Raw genomic sequence first — 16,364 nt, forward strand, 5'->3', positions numbered from 1 at the left:
TAGTTCTAATTCGGGAGGATTAAGTATCACTGTTACTTTTGACGTATCGGCCGATCCGGATTTGGCGGCTGTTGAAATACAAAATCGGGTAAAACTGGCCGAAAGCCGTCTGCCAACGGAAGTTATACAAAATGGTATCACTATTGAAAAACAGGCTCCCAGTCAACTTATGACCCTGAGTTTGATGTCGGACGATCCGAAATTTGATGAAATTTATCTTAGCAACTTTGCTACGATTAATGTATTGGATGTATTACGTCGTATTCCAGGGGTAGGCCGTGTGTCGAATATTGGCAGCCGTTATTATGGTATGCAGATATGGGTGTATCCTGACCGTTTGGCTAATATGGGACTGACCGTGAAAGATCTGCAAGATGCCCTGAAGGATCAGAACCGGGAGTCGGCTGCCGGAGAGTTAGGAAAACAGCCTGTATTGGACGTCGACATAACATTGCCGATAACAGCTCCCGGCCGTCTTTCTACGGTAAAAGAATTTGAAGATATTGTTGTACGTGCTAATCCGGACGGTTCTATTGTGCGTATGCGTGATGTCGCCCGTGTTTCTCTGGAAGCATCTTCGTATTCGACCGAGAGTGGAATTAACGGTAAAAATGCAGCTATCCTGGGTATTTATATGCTTCCGGGGGCCAATGCTTTGGAGGTTGCCGATAATGTAAAAGCCGTTATGAAAGAGATCAGCAAGAATTTCCCGGAGGGTCTGGAATACAATTTCCCATTCGATATGACGGAATATATTTCGCAATCAGTGCATGAAGTATATAAAACTCTTTTTGAAGCCCTGTTTTTAGTGATTCTGGTTGTATTCCTTTCTTTACAAAACTGGCGTGCGGCTCTGATACCGACAATTGCTGTTCCTATATCTTTGATCGGAACATTCGGCTTTATGCTAATATTGGGTTTCTCTTTAAATATGTTGACTCTGTTGGGTTTGATTCTGGCCATTGGTATCGTAGTGGATGATGCTATAGTAGTAGTAGAGAATGTTGAACGTATTATGGCCGAACAAAAGTTATCTGCACGCGAAGCAACTCATATTGCCATGCGTGAATTATCGGGGGCTTTGATTGCAACTTCTATGGTGTTGGCTGCTGTATTTGTGCCTGTTAGCTTTCTTGGCGGGATAACAGGACAGCTTTACCGTCAGTTTTCGGTAACGATTGTGGTCTCTGTATTACTTTCGACAGTGGTTGCCTTGACTTTGAGTCCGGCTATGTGTGCTATATTATTACGTCCGTCCCATAAAAAGAAACCTTTTGTTTTTCGTAAGATAAATATCTGGTTAGCCAAAGGGAATAAGTCGTATACAAGATTATTGCGGAAAGTAATCCGTAATCCCCGTCGTGTTTTGGCAGGTTTCGGTATGGTGTTGGTTGCTATTTTTATATTGAACCGTGCTTTGCCTACCAGTTTCATTCCTGAAGAAGACCAGGGATTCTTTACGGTTGAATTAGAAATGCCGGAAGGCGCAACTTTGGAGCGTATGCGCCACGTGACTGACCGTGCCATTGAATTCTTTGAAAATCATCCGGCTGTTGCCTATGTACAAAATGTTACCGGTAGTAGTCCCCGTATAGGAACATCCCAAAGCCGGGCTACCCTTACCGTTATTTTGAAACCTTGGGAAGAACGCAAATCTTCTGAAATGAAAGTAGAGGATGTAATGACGGCGGCCCGTAAAGAGTTTTACTATTATCCCGAGATAAAAGCCTATTTTAATCGTCCGCCTGTCATACCCGGCTTGGGCGAAAGCGGCGGTTTGGAAATGCAACTGGAAGCCCGTGGGGATGCTACATGGGATAATCTGGTTAGTGCTACCGATACATTTCTTTATTATGCATCGAAAGCACCGGAGTTGCAAGGTGTTTCGTCTGCAATGCAATCCGAGATACCCCAGTTGTATTTTGATGTTGACCGCGACCGGGCAAAGTTCCTGGGTATTCCGTTGTCTGATATATTCTCTACCATGAAGGCTTATCTGGGGTCTGTATATGTGAACGATTTTAATATGTTTAACCGTATTTATCGTGTATATATCCAGGCGGAAGCACCTTATCGTGCTACTCAGGATAATATAGGTTTGTTTTTTGTACGTGCCAAAAACGGAGCCATGGTACCGCTTACGGCGTTGGGAACAACACAGTATACAACCGGTCCCGGTACAATTAAACGTTTCAATATGTTTTCTACTTCGTCAATCAATGCAGTTGCAGCTCCAGGATACAGTACCGGTGAAGCGATGGCTGCTATGGAACGGATTGCCCGCGAGCATTTGCCGGAAAATATAGGTTTGGAGTGGAGCGGTCTGTCTTATCAGGAGAAACAGGCAGGAGGACAAACCGGTTTCGTGATGGCATTGGTTTTTCTGTTCGTCTTTTTGTTTCTGGCTGCCCAATATGAAAGTTGGATTGTGCCTATAGCCGTTTTGTTGTCTTTGCCTATAGCCGCTTTAGGTGCTTATCTTGGTGTATGGATTACGGGACTGGAAAATGATGTTTACTTTCAGATAGGCTTGGTTACATTGATTGGGTTGGCGGCTAAAAATGCAATCCTGATTGTAGAATTTGCTAAAGTGCAGGTCGATTCGGGTGTGGATGTAGTGAAGGCTGCCATACATGCTGCCCAGTTGCGGTTTCGTCCGATCCTGATGACTTCATTGGCATTCGTGCTGGGAATGTTGCCTATGGTATTGGCAAGCGGTCCGGGTTCGGCCTCCCGTCATAGTATAGGTACCGGCGTGTTTTTTGGTATGTTGGTTGCTATTACGGTAGGTATTGTGATGGTTCCTTTCTTCTTTGTATTGATATATAGGATACGAGGAAAACTGCGTATGGCACGTATTCTTAAACGTCATTATTGCATAGCTGTACTGGCAGTTTCTCTGGTTGGATTGTCTTCCTGTAAAATAGGAGAAAAGTATGCCCGCCCGGAATTGAATCTTCCGGCGGAAATAGAGACAGGAGCCGACAGTACATCCGTTTCGGACATTCCCTGGCAGAGCCTTTATACTGATTCCACTTTACAGGAGCTGATAAATAAGGCTTTGGAAAATAATAAGGATATGAAGATCGCTGCAGCCAAAGTGAAAGAAATGATTGCAGCTAAACGTATCTCTTTTGCCAATATGTTTCCGCAGGTAGATGCCAGGCTATACGGGCAGAAAGAAAAACTGAACTATGGAGGTGATGATCCCAAGCCTGATCCTGAATATGGAGCAAAGTTAGCTTTGTCGTGGGAACTGGATTTGTGGGGAAATCTTCGTTGGGCGAATGAAGCGGATATTGCTGTCTACATGCAATCTGTAGAAGCCCAGCGTGCTTTAAAACTAACACTTGTAGCCGAGGTAGCCGCTAATTATTATGAATTATGTGCTCTTGACAGGGAGCTGAATATTGTACAGCAAACATTGGCGGCACGTCGCGAAGGTGTACGGTTGGCTAAGCTCCGGTATGAAGGAGGCCTCACATCTGAAACAGCCTACAATCAGGCACAGGTGGAATTGGCAAAAACAGAAACTCTTATTCCCAGTCTGGAACGTGAAATAAAGGTGAAGGAGAATGATCTTGCCGTGCTGTTAGGCGAATATACATTCAAGTCGCCGCAAGGACTGTCTCTTAGCTGCCAGCATTTGCCCGAGACTTTGCCGGTAGGCCTTCCTTCTTCATTGCTCGAACGCCGTCCGGATATGCGCCGGGCTGAGCAGCAATTACGAGAAGCAAATGCACGGGTAGGGGTTGCCCGTACGGATCTATTTCCTAAAATCCGTCTTACCGGCAACCTGGGTTTTGAAAGTGATGAATTAAGCAATCTTATAAAGAGCCCGGCCTGGTTTATTGTCGGAGATCTTGTGCAGCCCCTTTTTGCCCTGGGAAAAAATAAAGCAAAAGTGAAAGTGGCGAAAGCCCGTTATGAACAAGAATTATATGGTTACCAGAAAAGTGTATTGGAAGCCTTTAAGGAGGTGAATAATGCTATTGTGACTATTCATAAGGTGAAAGAAATACGGGCTTCGCGTGCACGGTTGGAAGTTTCGGCACGTAAATATCTGGAGCTGGCACAATTGCAATATATTAATGGAGTTATCAGTTATCTGGATGTGCTGGACGCACAGCGTGGTTATTTTGATGCGCAGGTAGGTCTGAATAATGCCGTATTGGACGAATTGCTTGCCGTTGTTTATTTGTATAAAGCTTTGGGCGGAGGATATTGACCGGATAATTCCAAAGAGTTTGGAGTTATGCCTCCAAAGTGTTTAGAGTTATGCTTGCAAGGTGTCTGGAGTTATGGGTGCAAGGTGTTTGGAGTTATGGGTGCAAAGTGTTTGGAGTTATAACTCCAAACACTTTGCACAAAAAAGAGGCCTCTTTTCTTATCTGTTTTTCAAGTTTAAGTTCTTTTCGATAAACATTCTCAGAATATTTATGGCTATTTTGTTATTGCCACCTTGCGGAATAATAAGGTCTGCATAACGTTTGGAAGGCTCTATGAATTGTAAATGCATAGGTTTAAGAACACGGGTGTAACGCTCCATTACGGCTTCCGCCGTACGGCCGCGTTCTACCACATCACGCTGGATTACACGTATCAGACGTTCGTCGGAATCGGCATCTACAAAAACCTTTAAGTCCATTAAATTGCGTAATTTCTTATCGCATAACGCTAAAATGCCTTCTATTATTATCACGTCCCGTGGTTCTATATGAATGGTTTCCTGCTGACGGGTGCATGTAAGAAAAGAATAGGTAGGTTGTTCTATGCTCTTTCCTTCTTTTAACATCGTCACATGCTGGGATAGCAACGACCATTCGAAAGCATCGGGATGGTCGAAATTTATATTCTGACGTTCTTCCACAGGAACATGGCTACTGTCTTTATAATAAGAGTCCTGAGGAAGCAGGACAACCTCTCCCTCAGGCAGACTCTCTATAATTTTACGTACTACGGTGGTTTTACCCGAACCGGTTCCGCCGGCGATACCTATAATGAGCATACTTCCTTTATTTTTTCAGCCATTTGTCTAACCATTCAAAGAAAGTGCGCTGCCATAGAATACCATTTTGTGGCTTGAGCACCCAATGGTTTTCGTCCGGGAAGATCAGCAATTCGGCCGGAACGCCTCGAAGAACAGCTGCATTGAAAGCTGCCATTCCCTGATTGGCAAGAATACGATAATCTTTTTCTCCGTGAATACATAAGATTGGCGTATCCCATTTATCCACGAAATTATGCGGGGAATTGGCAAATGTATTTTGTGCTGTTTTATTATCTTTTTCCCAATAAGCGCCACCCATATCCCAGTTGGCGAACCACATTTCTTCTGTTTCAAGATATTGCATTTCCATATTGAAAATACCATCATGAGCTATAAATGCTTTGAAACGTTTGTTGTGATGTCCGGCGAGCCAATACACGGAGAATCCCCCGAAGCTGGCGCCTACGCATCCAAGGTTGTCTTTATCTACAAACGGCTCTTTGCTCATATCATCGATAGCTGTGAAGTAGTCTTTCATGCACTGGCCGCCATAATCGCCACTAACTGCTTCGTTCCATTCCATTCCAAAACCTGGCAGACCGCGACGGTTAGGTGCAACAATAATATAATCATTGGCAGCCATTATCTGGAAGTTCCAACGATATGACCAGAATTGGCTGACCGGACTTTGAGGGCCGCCTTCGCAGAAGAGTAAAGTAGGATACTTCTTGTTCGGATCAAATTGCGGGGGATAGATTACCCATGTCAGCATCTCTTTTCCATCAGTTGTTTTCATCCAGCGTTCTTCCACATTACCCATAGTCAACTGGTCATAGATATGTTTGTTTTCGGAAGTTATCTGTGTTGCTTCGCCATTCAGGCTAACGGCATAGATTTCGTCACCCATACTCATTGATTGCCGCTTGGCTATCAGTTTGTCGCCAAACAGGGCAACAGCACTGTAATCGTGCATTCCACTGGTAACAGGTTTTACGGAGCAAGCGGCTACATCGGCAGAATATATTTGTATTTCTCCGTGCCATATACCCGTGAAGTAAATGTTCTTAGAGTCGTTGCTCCAACAGAATTCGTTAACGTTGGAATCGAAGTCTTTGCTGATAAAATTCTTCTCTCCGGTTTCCAGATTCATTACCATAAGACGGTTCTGGTCGGCTTCGTAGCCATCACGCTCCATACTTAGCCAGGCGATACTTTTGCCATCGGGCGAGTATTGCGGATTCGTGTCATAGCCCATATTGCCCTCGGTAATATTGCTTGTCTGTTTCGTATTCAGATCGTAAACATATATATCCGAATTGGTGGAGAAGGCATATTCTTTGCCTGTCTTTTTGCGGCAGGTATAGGCAATCTTATCCGATGTTGTATTCCATGCCAATTGTTCAATGCCGCCAAAAGGTTTCATAGGGCTTTCAAACAATTCGCCTTCCATCACGTCGATAACATTACCGATGGTATTACCGTCGAAATCGGCAATAAAAGGATGGGGCGCAGTTGTTACCCATTCGTCCCAGTGTTTATACATCAGGTCTGTAATAATGATACCACTGGTTTTGTCTAAATCAGGATATTTGTCGGTTGAGCTTTTTACTGTTTTTACCTGAGATATAAAGAGTATCTTTTTCTCATTGGGTGAGAAGGCGAAGCCTTCGATATTGCCGTCATATTTGGATAGCTGTTTACGGTCGGTTCCATCGGGATTCATTTCCCAAAGCTGGCTGCTTCCACTTTCAGAAGATAGAAAGGCGATTTTGGTTCCTCCTTTTATCCATACGGCATTGTTTTCCGAATACGGTGTTGATGTGATTTGTTTATTGTCTGATCCGTCTGCGTTAATCACGAAGACTTCGCGATTGCTTTTATTCTGAGGCACGCTGTAATAGGCCACAGTATAAACGATTTTCTTTGCATCAGGCGAAACACAAAAATCGCCAATACGTCCCATAGCCCAAAGTGTCTCCGGTGTCATACGTCCGGACGGCACTTTAATTTCCGAACGTCCGATAAGAGGAGCTTCACTGTCGGCCTTTTTAGCCTCTTGTGTACAAGCACCTAACAATACGGATGTTGCCATAACCATTGTTCCGATAGTTTTATTCATGTACTTTATAAATATTATGTTATGAGTGCGAAAGTACTAAATATAATTTATATCTTTGCGTAATTAATTTAAGAACTGAACAGTATGAATAAGATTTGGTTATTTGGAGCCGCAATAAGTATGGTATTAGCACTTGGCTCATGTAAACCTAAACAGAGTGCGTACAAAGCTGCTTATGAACAAGCTAAGGAAAAAGAAACCACGGCTCCTGTTGAGGTAGTAGAAGATACTGAAGTTGTTGAAGACGTTACTCCGGTGTCAAAACCGCGGGTATCATCGGCAACTACGCGTACGGAAAGAATTAATGCTGCACAAGGCGAAGATGCCAGCCGTTTGAAACGTTACAGCGTTGTGATTGGCAGTTTTAAGAATCGTACCAATGCTTACTCATTAAAGGAACGCATGCAGAGAGATGGTTACAATGCCGTATTAGGTGAAAACGAACAAGGTATGCTCCGTGTCATTGTTGCCAGTTTCGACAATAAAGCTGATGCTGCTGACAGCCGCGATGCTATTAAATCCAAATATGCTCCAAACTTCCAGGATGCCTGGTTGCTGGAAAGACAGTATTGATAAAATATAATATTAATAAAAAAGCCATTTCAAATGATCTTGAAATGGCTTTTTTATTAAATGTAAAACCTTTATTGTTCAATTATGAAAATCATAAACACAATATTGCTGGACGAAATAACGGCAAAAGCCAAACAATCGCCCCGCATGCGAATGAATTATAACTTTCATGAAAAGCTGGATGATCCGGTTAACCGCTTGCTTAATGCGATGGAACCGGGCACTTATTTACGTCCTCATCGTCATTTGGATCCTGCAAAAGATGAAATATTTCTTCTTTTGCGTGGGCGGGTTGCCGTATTTCTTTTTGATGAAACTGGAGAAATCACAGATACACTTGTCCTTGATCCTCTTGCTGGAATATATGGTGCCGAGATAAAGGCCGGTGTGTGGCACGGATTGTTGGTACTTGATAGCGGATCGGTTATATACGAAGTAAAGCAGGGTCCGTTCGCACCTTTAAGCCCGGAAAATATGGCTCCTTGGAGTCCGGCAGTAGAGGAAGCTGAAGCTGTACGGTTATATATGCAGAAATTGGCAGCGGCTCTTTAAAATATATGTTGCCCTATTGCTTATTATCAGCATACACAAGCATCTGGCAGTTCTTGCAGTCGAACTGTAAACGTAAGCGGGTATCTTTATACAAAAGGTAGTATGGTTCCTTGAAAACGGATGTGGGCTTTTGAAAAATAGGACATGCCTTTATTGAAAAACGGATACAATGTTTTGTAAACATTAGCGGCACGTCTTTTTGTGGGGCAAGCTCAAATGCAGGAGCTATCTGTGTTACTCCATGTGTCTTGTAAAACGCTTCGGCCAGACTGTTCGCTACATTTCCCAAATAGGTAAGCGAATGCTCCGGATAAGGCGTGTCATTCGTAGTGCATTTTGATAGTTCGCGGCGGTATCGAATACGATGGCAGGCTAATAATTTTTCTACTCCTTCACGACGCATATCTGCAAGTAATGAAGAAGGAACGAACCAGTTCTCTGATAAGTTTACTTCTACTTCGGATGTTTCAAAAGGCGTATTGCCTAATTTACTTAATTGGGTACGGATGTTATCTTGTTGGTCGCGCCGTGCTGCCTCCTTCTCAAATGGACGGGTGACGAGAATATGGGCTCCGGTTTCGTCGCTCATTTCCAGAGAAAAACCGAATGAGTTATCAGAGAAACAAATATAGGTAGCGAGTTTTCGTTCTGCCGAAGGTTTGGAAAGTTGTTTTTCAAAAGCCTGATCGAAGTTCCGGTATATAGGTGTTTTAGGGAGAAGTGCGGGCATTTCTAATGGAAAAACCCTGTTTGCATCTACGCGGTTTACACGGAAGCCTTCCAACTCTCCCCGTGAATTAAAGAATGCCAGGCCATCACCATTGTTGAGTTGTTTTAATCCGGCTATGGTAAATGAGTTTCCTTTTATTTCTTTTACTGTCCCTATTGGTTCGCCTAATGATTTTGGAGTATCGAAAGCCGTTATATCATCTGTTCGTTTCTCTGTTAAAAAAGGAGTGAAGCCACGATTGAAGCTTTTTTCTACGGCCGGTTCAAAGGAAAATGAACTCATTCCTGAGGATGCCCTGCGGTATTCCGGATGACGGGATAAAATATCATCCAGCTTTTTACGGTAAAAAGCAGTGATGTTTTTTACATAACTTACGTCTTTCAGGCGTCCTTCTATTTTAAAAGATGAGGCACCTGCTTCTATCAAAGCTTCAAGATTTTCGGATCTGTTCATGTCTCGCAACGATAGCAAGTGCTTATTGTTTGCTATTATTTTGCCACCAGCATCTACTAATGTGTAAGGGAGGCGGCAGTATTGGGCACATTCGCCCCGGTTTGCACTGCGCCCGCTTAGGGCAGCACTCAGATAGCACTGACCGCTATAGCTTACACAAAGAGCCCCATGTACGAAAACTTCTAAGGGAACGCTGGTTTGTTCGTAGATAGAGCGGATCTGATTAAGTGACAGTTCTCGTGCAAGCACAACTTGGGAGAATCCTGCATTTTGTAGGAATTTGACTTTTTCGGGAGTACGGTTGTCTGTTTGCGTACTGGCATGCAAGGGAATTGGTGGTATATCCAACCGGGTGATTCCCATATCTTGTATAATCAGTGCATCGGTTCCTGCATCATATAACTGGCGAATGAGAAGTTCGGCTTCCTTTAATTCGTTTTCTTTTAGTATCGTATTGAGTGTTACATAAATGCGTGCATCGTAAATGTGAGCATAATCGCATAATGCACTGATATCTTCTAAAGAGTTTCCTGCAGCGGCACGGGCGCCGAATTTTGGAGCTCCGATGTAAACGGCATCGGCTCCGTGGTTAATAGCTTCGATACCGCAAGTTAAATCTTTAGCCGGAGCAAGTAATTCTATCGTACGCATAAACAGATCAGAGACTTCCTAAATTTTTAATATCTTCTATACGGAATGGTGTTTCCTGGTAAACGTAATAGTTCAGCCAGTTGGTGAAAAGCAAATTTGCATGTCCCCGCCAACGTACAACAGGACCTTGGGCCGGATCGTTGTTGCGGTAATAATTGCGGGGAACGGAGATTGATAAACCCTTGTTGATATCACGCACATATTCGTCATTCAATGTATATGGCGAATATTCTGAATGTCCGGTGATAAAAAACTCCCGGCCTCCACGTGCCATTGCCATGTAAACACCGGATTCCTGGCTTTCTGAAAGAAGTGTTAATTCAGGTACTTTACGGATGTCTTCGCGCCGGACTTCGGTATGACGGCTGTGTGGTACATAAAATTCGTCGTCAAATCCCCGGAATATCGGCAGATACGGTTCACGCAATGTATGACGGAATACGCCAAACATTTTGGCTGGTAAATCATATTTGGGTACGTCATAGAAATGGTAAAGACCAGCCTGAGCTGCCCAACATATGTAAAGTGTAGAAGTAACATGAGTTCGTGCCCAGTCGAATATGCAGGTAATTTCATCCCAGTAGGCCACCTCTTCGAAAGCCATTTGTTCTACCGGGGCACCTGTTATAATCATACCATCGTAGTAATCTGCAGCAATATCGTCAAAATCTTTGTAAAATTCCTGCATGTGCTCGATCGGTGTATTTTTAGGAGTATGTCCTTTTATCTTCATAAAATCCAGTTCTACCTGTAATGGTGTATTACTAAGTAGGCGGATAAGATCCGTTTCTGTAGTTATCTTAAGTGGCATCAGATTAAGAACGACAACACGCAATGGGCGGATATCTTGTTCCGAAGCCCTGAGAGAGTCCATTACAAAAATGTGTTCCTTTTTCAGCAGCTCAATAGCCGGTAGGTTTTTCTGTAAATTTAAAGGCATGATATTTTTGTATTTGTTTGAAGCTACAAAGATAGAAATTAGTTGAGAGTTGACAAGTTAGAGATAGCTGGTTTTTATTTGATGATGAACTTCATAGATAAAGGTGGTGGTTTAGACTTAGGTACGTAATAAAAAAGCTGTCTGGTAAAGACAGCTTTTATGATGGATTGGCTATTTGACTATGCAATTGTTATTTCATGATCAAGATAAACATCCTGTATAGCGTTGAGTAATTCGACGCCATCTTTCATAGATTTCTGAAAAGCCTTACGACCGCTTATAAGCCCCATGCCGCCGGCACGCTTATTTACAACAGCAGTAACTACTGCATCTTTCAGATCGGAAGCTCCATGTGATTCGCCACCGGAATTAATCAGACCGACGCGCCCCATATAGCTATTCGCTACCTGATAGCGGCAGAGATCAATAGGATGTTCGGTAGTTAGCTCCGTATACATCTTTTGGTTTATTTTACCGAAGTTGATAGCTGTAAAACCTCCGTTGTTGACAGGAAGTTTTTGTTTTACAATATCAGCTTTGATGGTAACACCCAAATGATTAGCCTGTCCTGTCAGGTCAGCGGCTTCGTGATAGTCTACTCCGTCTTTTTTGAAAGCGTTATTGCGTAGATAGCACCATAAAACGGTAGCCATTCCTAATTCGTGTGCATATTCGAATGCTTCGGCTACTTGTATCAATTGCTGCCTACTTTCCTGTGACCCGAAATAAATAGTAGCACCTACGGCTACAGCTCCCATATTCCATGCCTCTTTAACCGTTCCGAACATGATCTGATTGTAAGTGTTAGGGTAACTTAACAGCTCATTATGATTAAGTTTTACTAAGAATGGTATTTTATGTGCATACTTTCGGGCAACACTACCTAATACCCCAAAAGTAGAGGCAACAGCATTACAACCGCCTTCAATGGCTAGTTTGACAATGTTTTCAGGATCAAAATAGAGAGGGTTCGGAGCAAAAGATGCTCCGGCAGTATGCTCTATACCTTGATCCACCGGTAAAATGGAAACATAACCGGTGTTTGCCAACCGACCATGTCCCAATATTGCTTGCAAGCTGTTTAATGTTTGGATGTTTCTGTCCGAAGCAATCCAAACGTCGTCGATTAGCGTAGGAGAGGGTATATGTATAAGAGATTTGTCTATCGTTTTACAAGAATGGTTTAGATAAAACTCGCTTTTGTCGCCAAGAAGGCTTTTGATTTTTGAAGTATCCATAGTATTATATATTTATTTCTATATATTAGTAACAGCGTAAAAGGAAAATAAGTTTTATAGTTTTTATCAATTACTATATAGAAGAAATCTATTGGGAAAGTTCTTTTGTTTTCGATTGTTTAGTTAATTTTGTCAACGGAAACCAATCATTTTATATAATAACCAATAAAAAATTACACAGCGATGAAGAAAAAATGGATATGCACAGTATGCGGTTATGTACATGAAGGTGACGAAGCTCCTGAATTTTGCCCTCAATGTAAACAGCCTAAAAGCAAGTTTAAAGAGTTGGTAGAAAGCGAAGGCGCATTGAAGTTCGTTGACGAACACGTATTAGGTGTTGCAAAAGGTGTTGATCCTGTTATATTGGAAGGTTTAAATGCCCATTTTATGGGAGAATGTACCGAAGTCGGTATGTATTTGGCTATGAGTCGTCAGGCTGATCGTGAAGGTTATCCTGAAGTGGCTGAAGCATTTAAACGTTATGCTTGGGAAGAAGCTGAGCATGCGGCTAAATTTGCAGAACTGTTAGGCGATGTTGTTTGGGATACAAAAACAAATCTTAAAAAACGTATGGAAGCAGAAGCCGGCGCTTGTGAAGATAAAAAGCGTATTGCTACACTGGCTAAGCAACAAAACCTGGATGCAATCCACGACACAGTACATGAGATGTGTAAAGATGAAGCTCGTCACGGCAAAGGGTTTGAAGGTTTATACAATCGCTATTTTAAAAAGTAATTTGTAGGAATACAGGCTACAAAATGAATTTTGAAAAGGGCATCTTTTATAAGATGCCCTTTTTTGACAACCGTCTGATATGTCATATATTTAGTTTCATCCCGATAAAACTATTTTTTCATCCTGATGAAACTATTTTTTTGTCCCGATAAAAAAATAAAAGAATTCCTTTCTCTGCCTGATAAATTACGGGAGCTGCTTCTTGAAAAATAACTATTATTTTATCAGTATTCGAATATTAAACTTGTAGGACTTCCTGGGTTACAAAAAGAGAATGCTCCTCCATGGTATAAACCCCGTTCTTTTTTCGCAGTAAGGTGATGATGTTATTCTCATTCAAAGCGAAAGGAATTTCGAATGTTTTTTCTTCAGCATCATACAATGCGAACGTATAATCGTTAACCGTTCCGTTGCTGTAATTGGTATCCGGGAATACATGGTCTGTGGACTTGCCTTCGTACGGAAAAGAACTGAATACCTTCATGTAGTCATAGGAGTTGTCTTGTTGGCTGGGGATAAATCCTTTCAGAGTAACCGGGATGCATCTTTTCCGGGGGATGCATAGATTATCTGTATAAGTAGTGCTATGATTAAACGAATAACCGTATCTGGTTTCCTGCGTAACATTATTGATCTAAACTGATTGCACTAAGGGATAGTAGTAGTAGTGTTCCGAATAAATTTTCAGCTCTCATTTCTGTTGAGTTTATGATACTTTGCAAAAAGGAGGTTGTATGGCTTCTTTTTTTATGTTTATTTCTTTTCTTTTTCCAGATTAAGCAGATATTCTTTTGCAGGTAATCCGCCTCCATATCCAACTAATTTTCCATTTGCTCCTATTACACGATGGCAAGGCACGATAATGGAAATAGGGTTTCTGTTATTAGCCATTCCGACTGCTCTGCAGGCTTTAGGGTTGCCAGCAGCTTCGGCTACTTGTTTATAACTCCACGTTTCTCCGTAAGGTATAGTAGTTAATACTGTCCAGACCTTCTTTTGGAAAGGAGTTCCTTTGGGATTCAACGGCAAATCGAAAGCCGTTCTTTTTCTTGCAAAATATTCCTCGATTTGTTGAAAGGCTTTTTTTATCAAAGGTGTTTCTTTATATATTGCCTGATTTGGGTATGATGAGTAGGCAATCCGTGTAACCGCATTTTCATCTGCTTGAATTTCCAGTTGTCCGACCGGAGTAGAGTATGAATAATAATAGTTCATTGTCCTTATCTTTTATAGTTAAACTAATCTTACAAAGTAAGTCTATTTTTTGAGTATAAAAAACAGATATGTTTTCTTTTCTGTCAAAAAAATAGTTTGAAATATTTGGAACTAATAGGAGATATTATTACCTTTGCACCCGAAATAAGAACAAGGAACAATCCTTGAACTAGTATTGGAGAGATGGCAGAGTGGTCGATTGCGGCGGTCTTGAAAACCGTTGAACTGAGAGGTTCCTGGGGTTCGAATCCCTATCTCTCCGCTGAACACTAAAGACAAATAGTGGAAAAGTTAAGACAAGTCCCGTAAAATCAAGGTTTTACGGGACTTTTTTCGTTTTGTCGACAGACAAGAAAAGGACAAGAAAATGCCCCGTTTGGACAAAGTAGTGTTACTAAATCGTTACCAATATATTCATTATATTCATTGAAATTTATCATACTATTTTTTGTTGTTAAATGCTTGATAAAAACTTTGTGAAGGGCACTATATCACCTGCTACACTTGCTTTTTCAAGAGCAACCATATATTCATCCCGCTTCTCTACTGAAATAATCAACCAATCGTAACCGCCTGATGCTAACATTGTATTCATTAAGAATCGTCCTACACGACCATTACCGTCCATATAAGGGTGGATATAAGTAAATACAAAATGCCCTAATATAGCTCTCACACTGGCTTCGGGTTCTTCTTTCAGTAGCTCAAACAATGTTCTCATAGCATCTCGTAGCGCATCGGGATTCGGTGGAGTGTGCATTGAGTTACGAATATAAACCTGATGGGAGCGATAACCTACAATATCGGACGGTTTAATAATGCCAGCCGTAACACACGGCATAAACATTTCGCTGTGCCATACCGATAAATCTCGTTCTACTACCTCTGCATTATTTGCACCGTTCAATATATCCGAGATACTTGTTTTGACACTCTGAAATGCCTGCCAATAACCGCGTGCCGCAAGAGCATTTTTGGAATCCGCATCGTCTCCATCCGGTTTCCAAGCTCCACTTTTGACTTTGTTTATCAACTCGTCTGTTACCCGATACCCCTCAATAGACAAGGAGTGATAAGCATCCAGTTTGTACTGCGTTTCCATTTGTTCCAAGAATTGCTGAGGGGAGAGATTAGACTTAGTGCGGCTGAAGTTACTCAAAACATCGTCCCTCATATTTTGCCACATCAACCTTAAGCGCGTAGCATATGGAGAGGGGGATCGGCTTACTTTTACAACTTCTGCAAACGGATCATCTTCACGGACATCATATCCTATTCGCTTCATTGTACTCATGATCTCATCGGCAAAATCGGCCCTTCCTATATTGCGAAAAGCCCCGGCCACTCTTCCGGCACGGATTGTCTGTCCTGTATCGACCAATATCTTGAGAATACCCGACACATCGCCCACCATTGCCAATGCTGTACGCATCGTTAGCGGATCATTGCTATACATAGAGGGAGTTGCAACAATAATAGCTTCAGTGAGTGAATAGAGATTGAGTCCGTATTGATTATTGCTATCAATTACTGATGGTAGTTCCGCTCCGAGATTAAAAATCGAAGTAGGGGGTATCAACTGAATGGCATTGTTGTTTCCTTTTGGAGCTCTAATTAAGACCTGTGCAGGAACGATGGATGAGCCACTATGAATAGCCAGTGATTGTTCTGCGGACAAACACCACTCTTTACCATAGCGTTCAGTGGCATATCTGACAATGAAGTTCCAAAACGAAGCATACCAGGCAGTACTGTCGCCGGGTAGTGTCCTCGGATCAGTAACCACATACCATCCTTTTATAATAGGCTTCAGGAAGTTGTTAGCCATAAGCCGCTTCATATGAGTTGGTGATAGTTCTCCTCCTTTTATAATCATGAAATTGCCATCCTGCTGTACTTTTTTGAGTGCGGCCAAAGAGGATGCTAATAATTCAGCTATTGTTGCCATTGTTTGAACTGTATTAGAATACGTAAATATATCTGTTGCCCTACACGTGATAATTAAAAAAACAAAACACGCTTATGTTTGTGTTGTACTACACGTATATTATGCAAATATAATTCCATAGTTCTAATAACCAAATCTTTTGGAAATGTTTTTTAGAGCCGCAGGTTATAAAAAAATTGGTGTTCAGAGGAAGAGCACTACCTTTGACCTATCGTCT

12 protein-coding genes and 1 tRNA gene (1 of these 13 only partly in view) are annotated in these 16,364 nt (G+C 42.0%); 5 read left to right on the plus strand and 8 right to left on the minus strand.

What is annotated here, in order from left to right; genetic code table 11:
- Positions 1 to 4,228 carry the 3' portion of a multidrug efflux RND transporter permease subunit gene (locus ACYIB7_RS05870; RefSeq protein WP_103983760.1) on the plus strand. The gene continues 245 nt to the left of window position 1, outside the view, so the window shows 4,228 of its 4,473 coding nt (coding positions 246–4,473); its start codon lies beyond the left edge, outside the window; its stop codon occupies positions 4,226 to 4,228.
- A gap of 159 nt (positions 4,229 to 4,387) precedes the next feature.
- Here ACYIB7_RS05870 and udk read toward each other — a convergent pair whose 3' ends face one another.
- On the minus strand, positions 4,388 to 5,008 hold the full coding sequence (udk, locus tag ACYIB7_RS05875; RefSeq protein WP_099463121.1) for a uridine kinase: 621 nt from the start codon (positions 5,006 to 5,008) through the stop codon (positions 4,388 to 4,390).
- A gap of 7 nt (positions 5,009 to 5,015) precedes the next feature.
- The gene (gene dpp5, locus ACYIB7_RS05880; protein ID WP_480338326.1) at positions 5,016 to 7,109 is read right to left on the minus strand and encodes a dipeptidyl-peptidase Dpp5; all 2,094 of its coding nucleotides are present in this window, start codon (positions 7,107 to 7,109) and stop codon (positions 5,016 to 5,018) included.
- An 84-nt stretch (positions 7,110 to 7,193) separates the two neighbouring features.
- On the opposite strand from dpp5, the gene ACYIB7_RS05885 reads away from it, so the two are divergent.
- Together ACYIB7_RS05885 and ACYIB7_RS05890 are read left to right on the plus strand one after the other, a co-directional pair.
- Positions 7,194 to 7,682: an SPOR domain-containing protein gene (locus tag ACYIB7_RS05885; RefSeq protein WP_099463120.1), complete on the plus strand. Its 489-nt coding sequence runs from the start codon at positions 7,194 to 7,196 to the stop codon at positions 7,680 to 7,682.
- Positions 7,683 to 7,766: 84 nt separating this feature from the next.
- Positions 7,767 to 8,234 carry a WbuC family cupin fold metalloprotein gene (locus ACYIB7_RS05890; protein ID WP_103983759.1) on the plus strand — a complete coding sequence of 156 codons (468 nt, stop codon included), beginning with the start codon at positions 7,767 to 7,769 and terminating at the stop codon, positions 8,232 to 8,234.
- 13 nt (positions 8,235 to 8,247) lie between these two features.
- On the opposite strand, the gene ACYIB7_RS05895 is transcribed toward ACYIB7_RS05890, so the two are convergent.
- The 3 genes from ACYIB7_RS05895 to ACYIB7_RS05905 all read right to left on the minus strand — a co-directional run bounded on the left by ACYIB7_RS05895 (position 8,248) and on the right by ACYIB7_RS05905 (position 12,246).
- Positions 8,248 to 10,068, minus strand: coding sequence for a peptidase U32 family protein (locus tag ACYIB7_RS05895; protein WP_480338327.1), 1,821 nt, complete (start codon positions 10,066 to 10,068; stop codon positions 8,248 to 8,250).
- 7 nt (positions 10,069 to 10,075) lie between these two features.
- On the minus strand, positions 10,076 to 11,008 hold the full coding sequence (metA, locus tag ACYIB7_RS05900; RefSeq protein ID WP_099463117.1) for a homoserine O-acetyltransferase MetA: 933 nt from the start codon (positions 11,006 to 11,008) through the stop codon (positions 10,076 to 10,078).
- 179 nt (positions 11,009 to 11,187) lie between these two features.
- The gene (locus tag ACYIB7_RS05905; RefSeq protein WP_455628190.1) at positions 11,188 to 12,246 is read right to left on the minus strand and encodes a class I fructose-bisphosphate aldolase; all 1,059 of its coding nucleotides are present in this window, start codon (positions 12,244 to 12,246) and stop codon (positions 11,188 to 11,190) included.
- A gap of 183 nt (positions 12,247 to 12,429) precedes the next feature.
- On the opposite strand from ACYIB7_RS05905, the gene ACYIB7_RS05910 reads away from it, so the two are divergent.
- Positions 12,430 to 12,984: an NADH peroxidase gene (locus tag ACYIB7_RS05910; RefSeq protein ID WP_099463115.1), complete on the plus strand. Its 555-nt coding sequence runs from the start codon at positions 12,430 to 12,432 to the stop codon at positions 12,982 to 12,984.
- A 238-nt stretch (positions 12,985 to 13,222) separates the two neighbouring features.
- On the opposite strand, the gene ACYIB7_RS05915 is transcribed toward ACYIB7_RS05910, so the two are convergent.
- Together ACYIB7_RS05915 and ACYIB7_RS05920 are read right to left on the minus strand one after the other, a co-directional pair.
- On the minus strand, positions 13,223 to 13,468 hold the full coding sequence (locus ACYIB7_RS05915) for a hypothetical protein (protein WP_480338328.1): 246 nt from the start codon (positions 13,466 to 13,468) through the stop codon (positions 13,223 to 13,225).
- 269 nt (positions 13,469 to 13,737) lie between these two features.
- The gene (locus ACYIB7_RS05920) at positions 13,738 to 14,199 is read right to left on the minus strand and encodes a methylated-DNA--[protein]-cysteine S-methyltransferase (protein ID WP_103983755.1); all 462 of its coding nucleotides are present in this window, start codon (positions 14,197 to 14,199) and stop codon (positions 13,738 to 13,740) included.
- Between the two features lie 177 nt (positions 14,200 to 14,376).
- Between ACYIB7_RS05920 and ACYIB7_RS05925 the strand changes: the two genes are divergently transcribed.
- A tRNA-Ser gene (locus ACYIB7_RS05925) sits at positions 14,377 to 14,461 on the plus strand.
- Between the two features lie 192 nt (positions 14,462 to 14,653).
- On the opposite strand, the gene ACYIB7_RS05930 is transcribed toward ACYIB7_RS05925, so the two are convergent.
- The gene (locus ACYIB7_RS05930; protein ID WP_103983765.1) at positions 14,654 to 16,147 is read right to left on the minus strand and encodes a Fic family protein; all 1,494 of its coding nucleotides are present in this window, start codon (positions 16,145 to 16,147) and stop codon (positions 14,654 to 14,656) included.
- Positions 16,148 to 16,364: the final 217 nt, after the last annotated feature.

This window comes from Parabacteroides sp. KHUB-03 (assembly GCF_056640975.1).

Coding starts and splice junctions, on each gene's coding strand:
- udk (WP_099463121.1), bottom strand. CDS start 5,008: ATGCTCATTATAGGTATCGCCGGCGGAACCGGTTCGGGTAAAACCACC.
- dpp5 (WP_480338326.1), bottom strand. CDS start 7,109: ATGAATAAAACTATCGGAACAATGGTTATGGCAACATCCGTATTGTTA.
- ACYIB7_RS05885 (WP_099463120.1), top strand. CDS start 7,194: ATGAATAAGATTTGGTTATTTGGAGCCGCAATAAGTATGGTATTAGCA.
- ACYIB7_RS05890 (WP_103983759.1), top strand. CDS start 7,767: ATGAAAATCATAAACACAATATTGCTGGACGAAATAACGGCAAAAGCC.
- ACYIB7_RS05895 (WP_480338327.1), bottom strand. CDS start 10,068: ATGCGTACGATAGAATTACTTGCTCCGGCTAAAGATTTAACTTGCGGT.
- metA (WP_099463117.1), bottom strand. CDS start 11,008: ATGCCTTTAAATTTACAGAAAAACCTACCGGCTATTGAGCTGCTGAAA.
- ACYIB7_RS05905 (WP_455628190.1), bottom strand. CDS start 12,246: ATGGATACTTCAAAAATCAAAAGCCTTCTTGGCGACAAAAGCGAGTTT.
- ACYIB7_RS05910 (WP_099463115.1), top strand. CDS start 12,430: ATGAAGAAAAAATGGATATGCACAGTATGCGGTTATGTACATGAAGGT.
- ACYIB7_RS05915 (WP_480338328.1), bottom strand. CDS start 13,468: ATGAAGGTATTCAGTTCTTTTCCGTACGAAGGCAAGTCCACAGACCAT.
- ACYIB7_RS05920 (WP_103983755.1), bottom strand. CDS start 14,199: ATGAACTATTATTATTCATACTCTACTCCGGTCGGACAACTGGAAATT.
- ACYIB7_RS05930 (WP_103983765.1), bottom strand. CDS start 16,147: ATGGCAACAATAGCTGAATTATTAGCATCCTCTTTGGCCGCACTCAAA.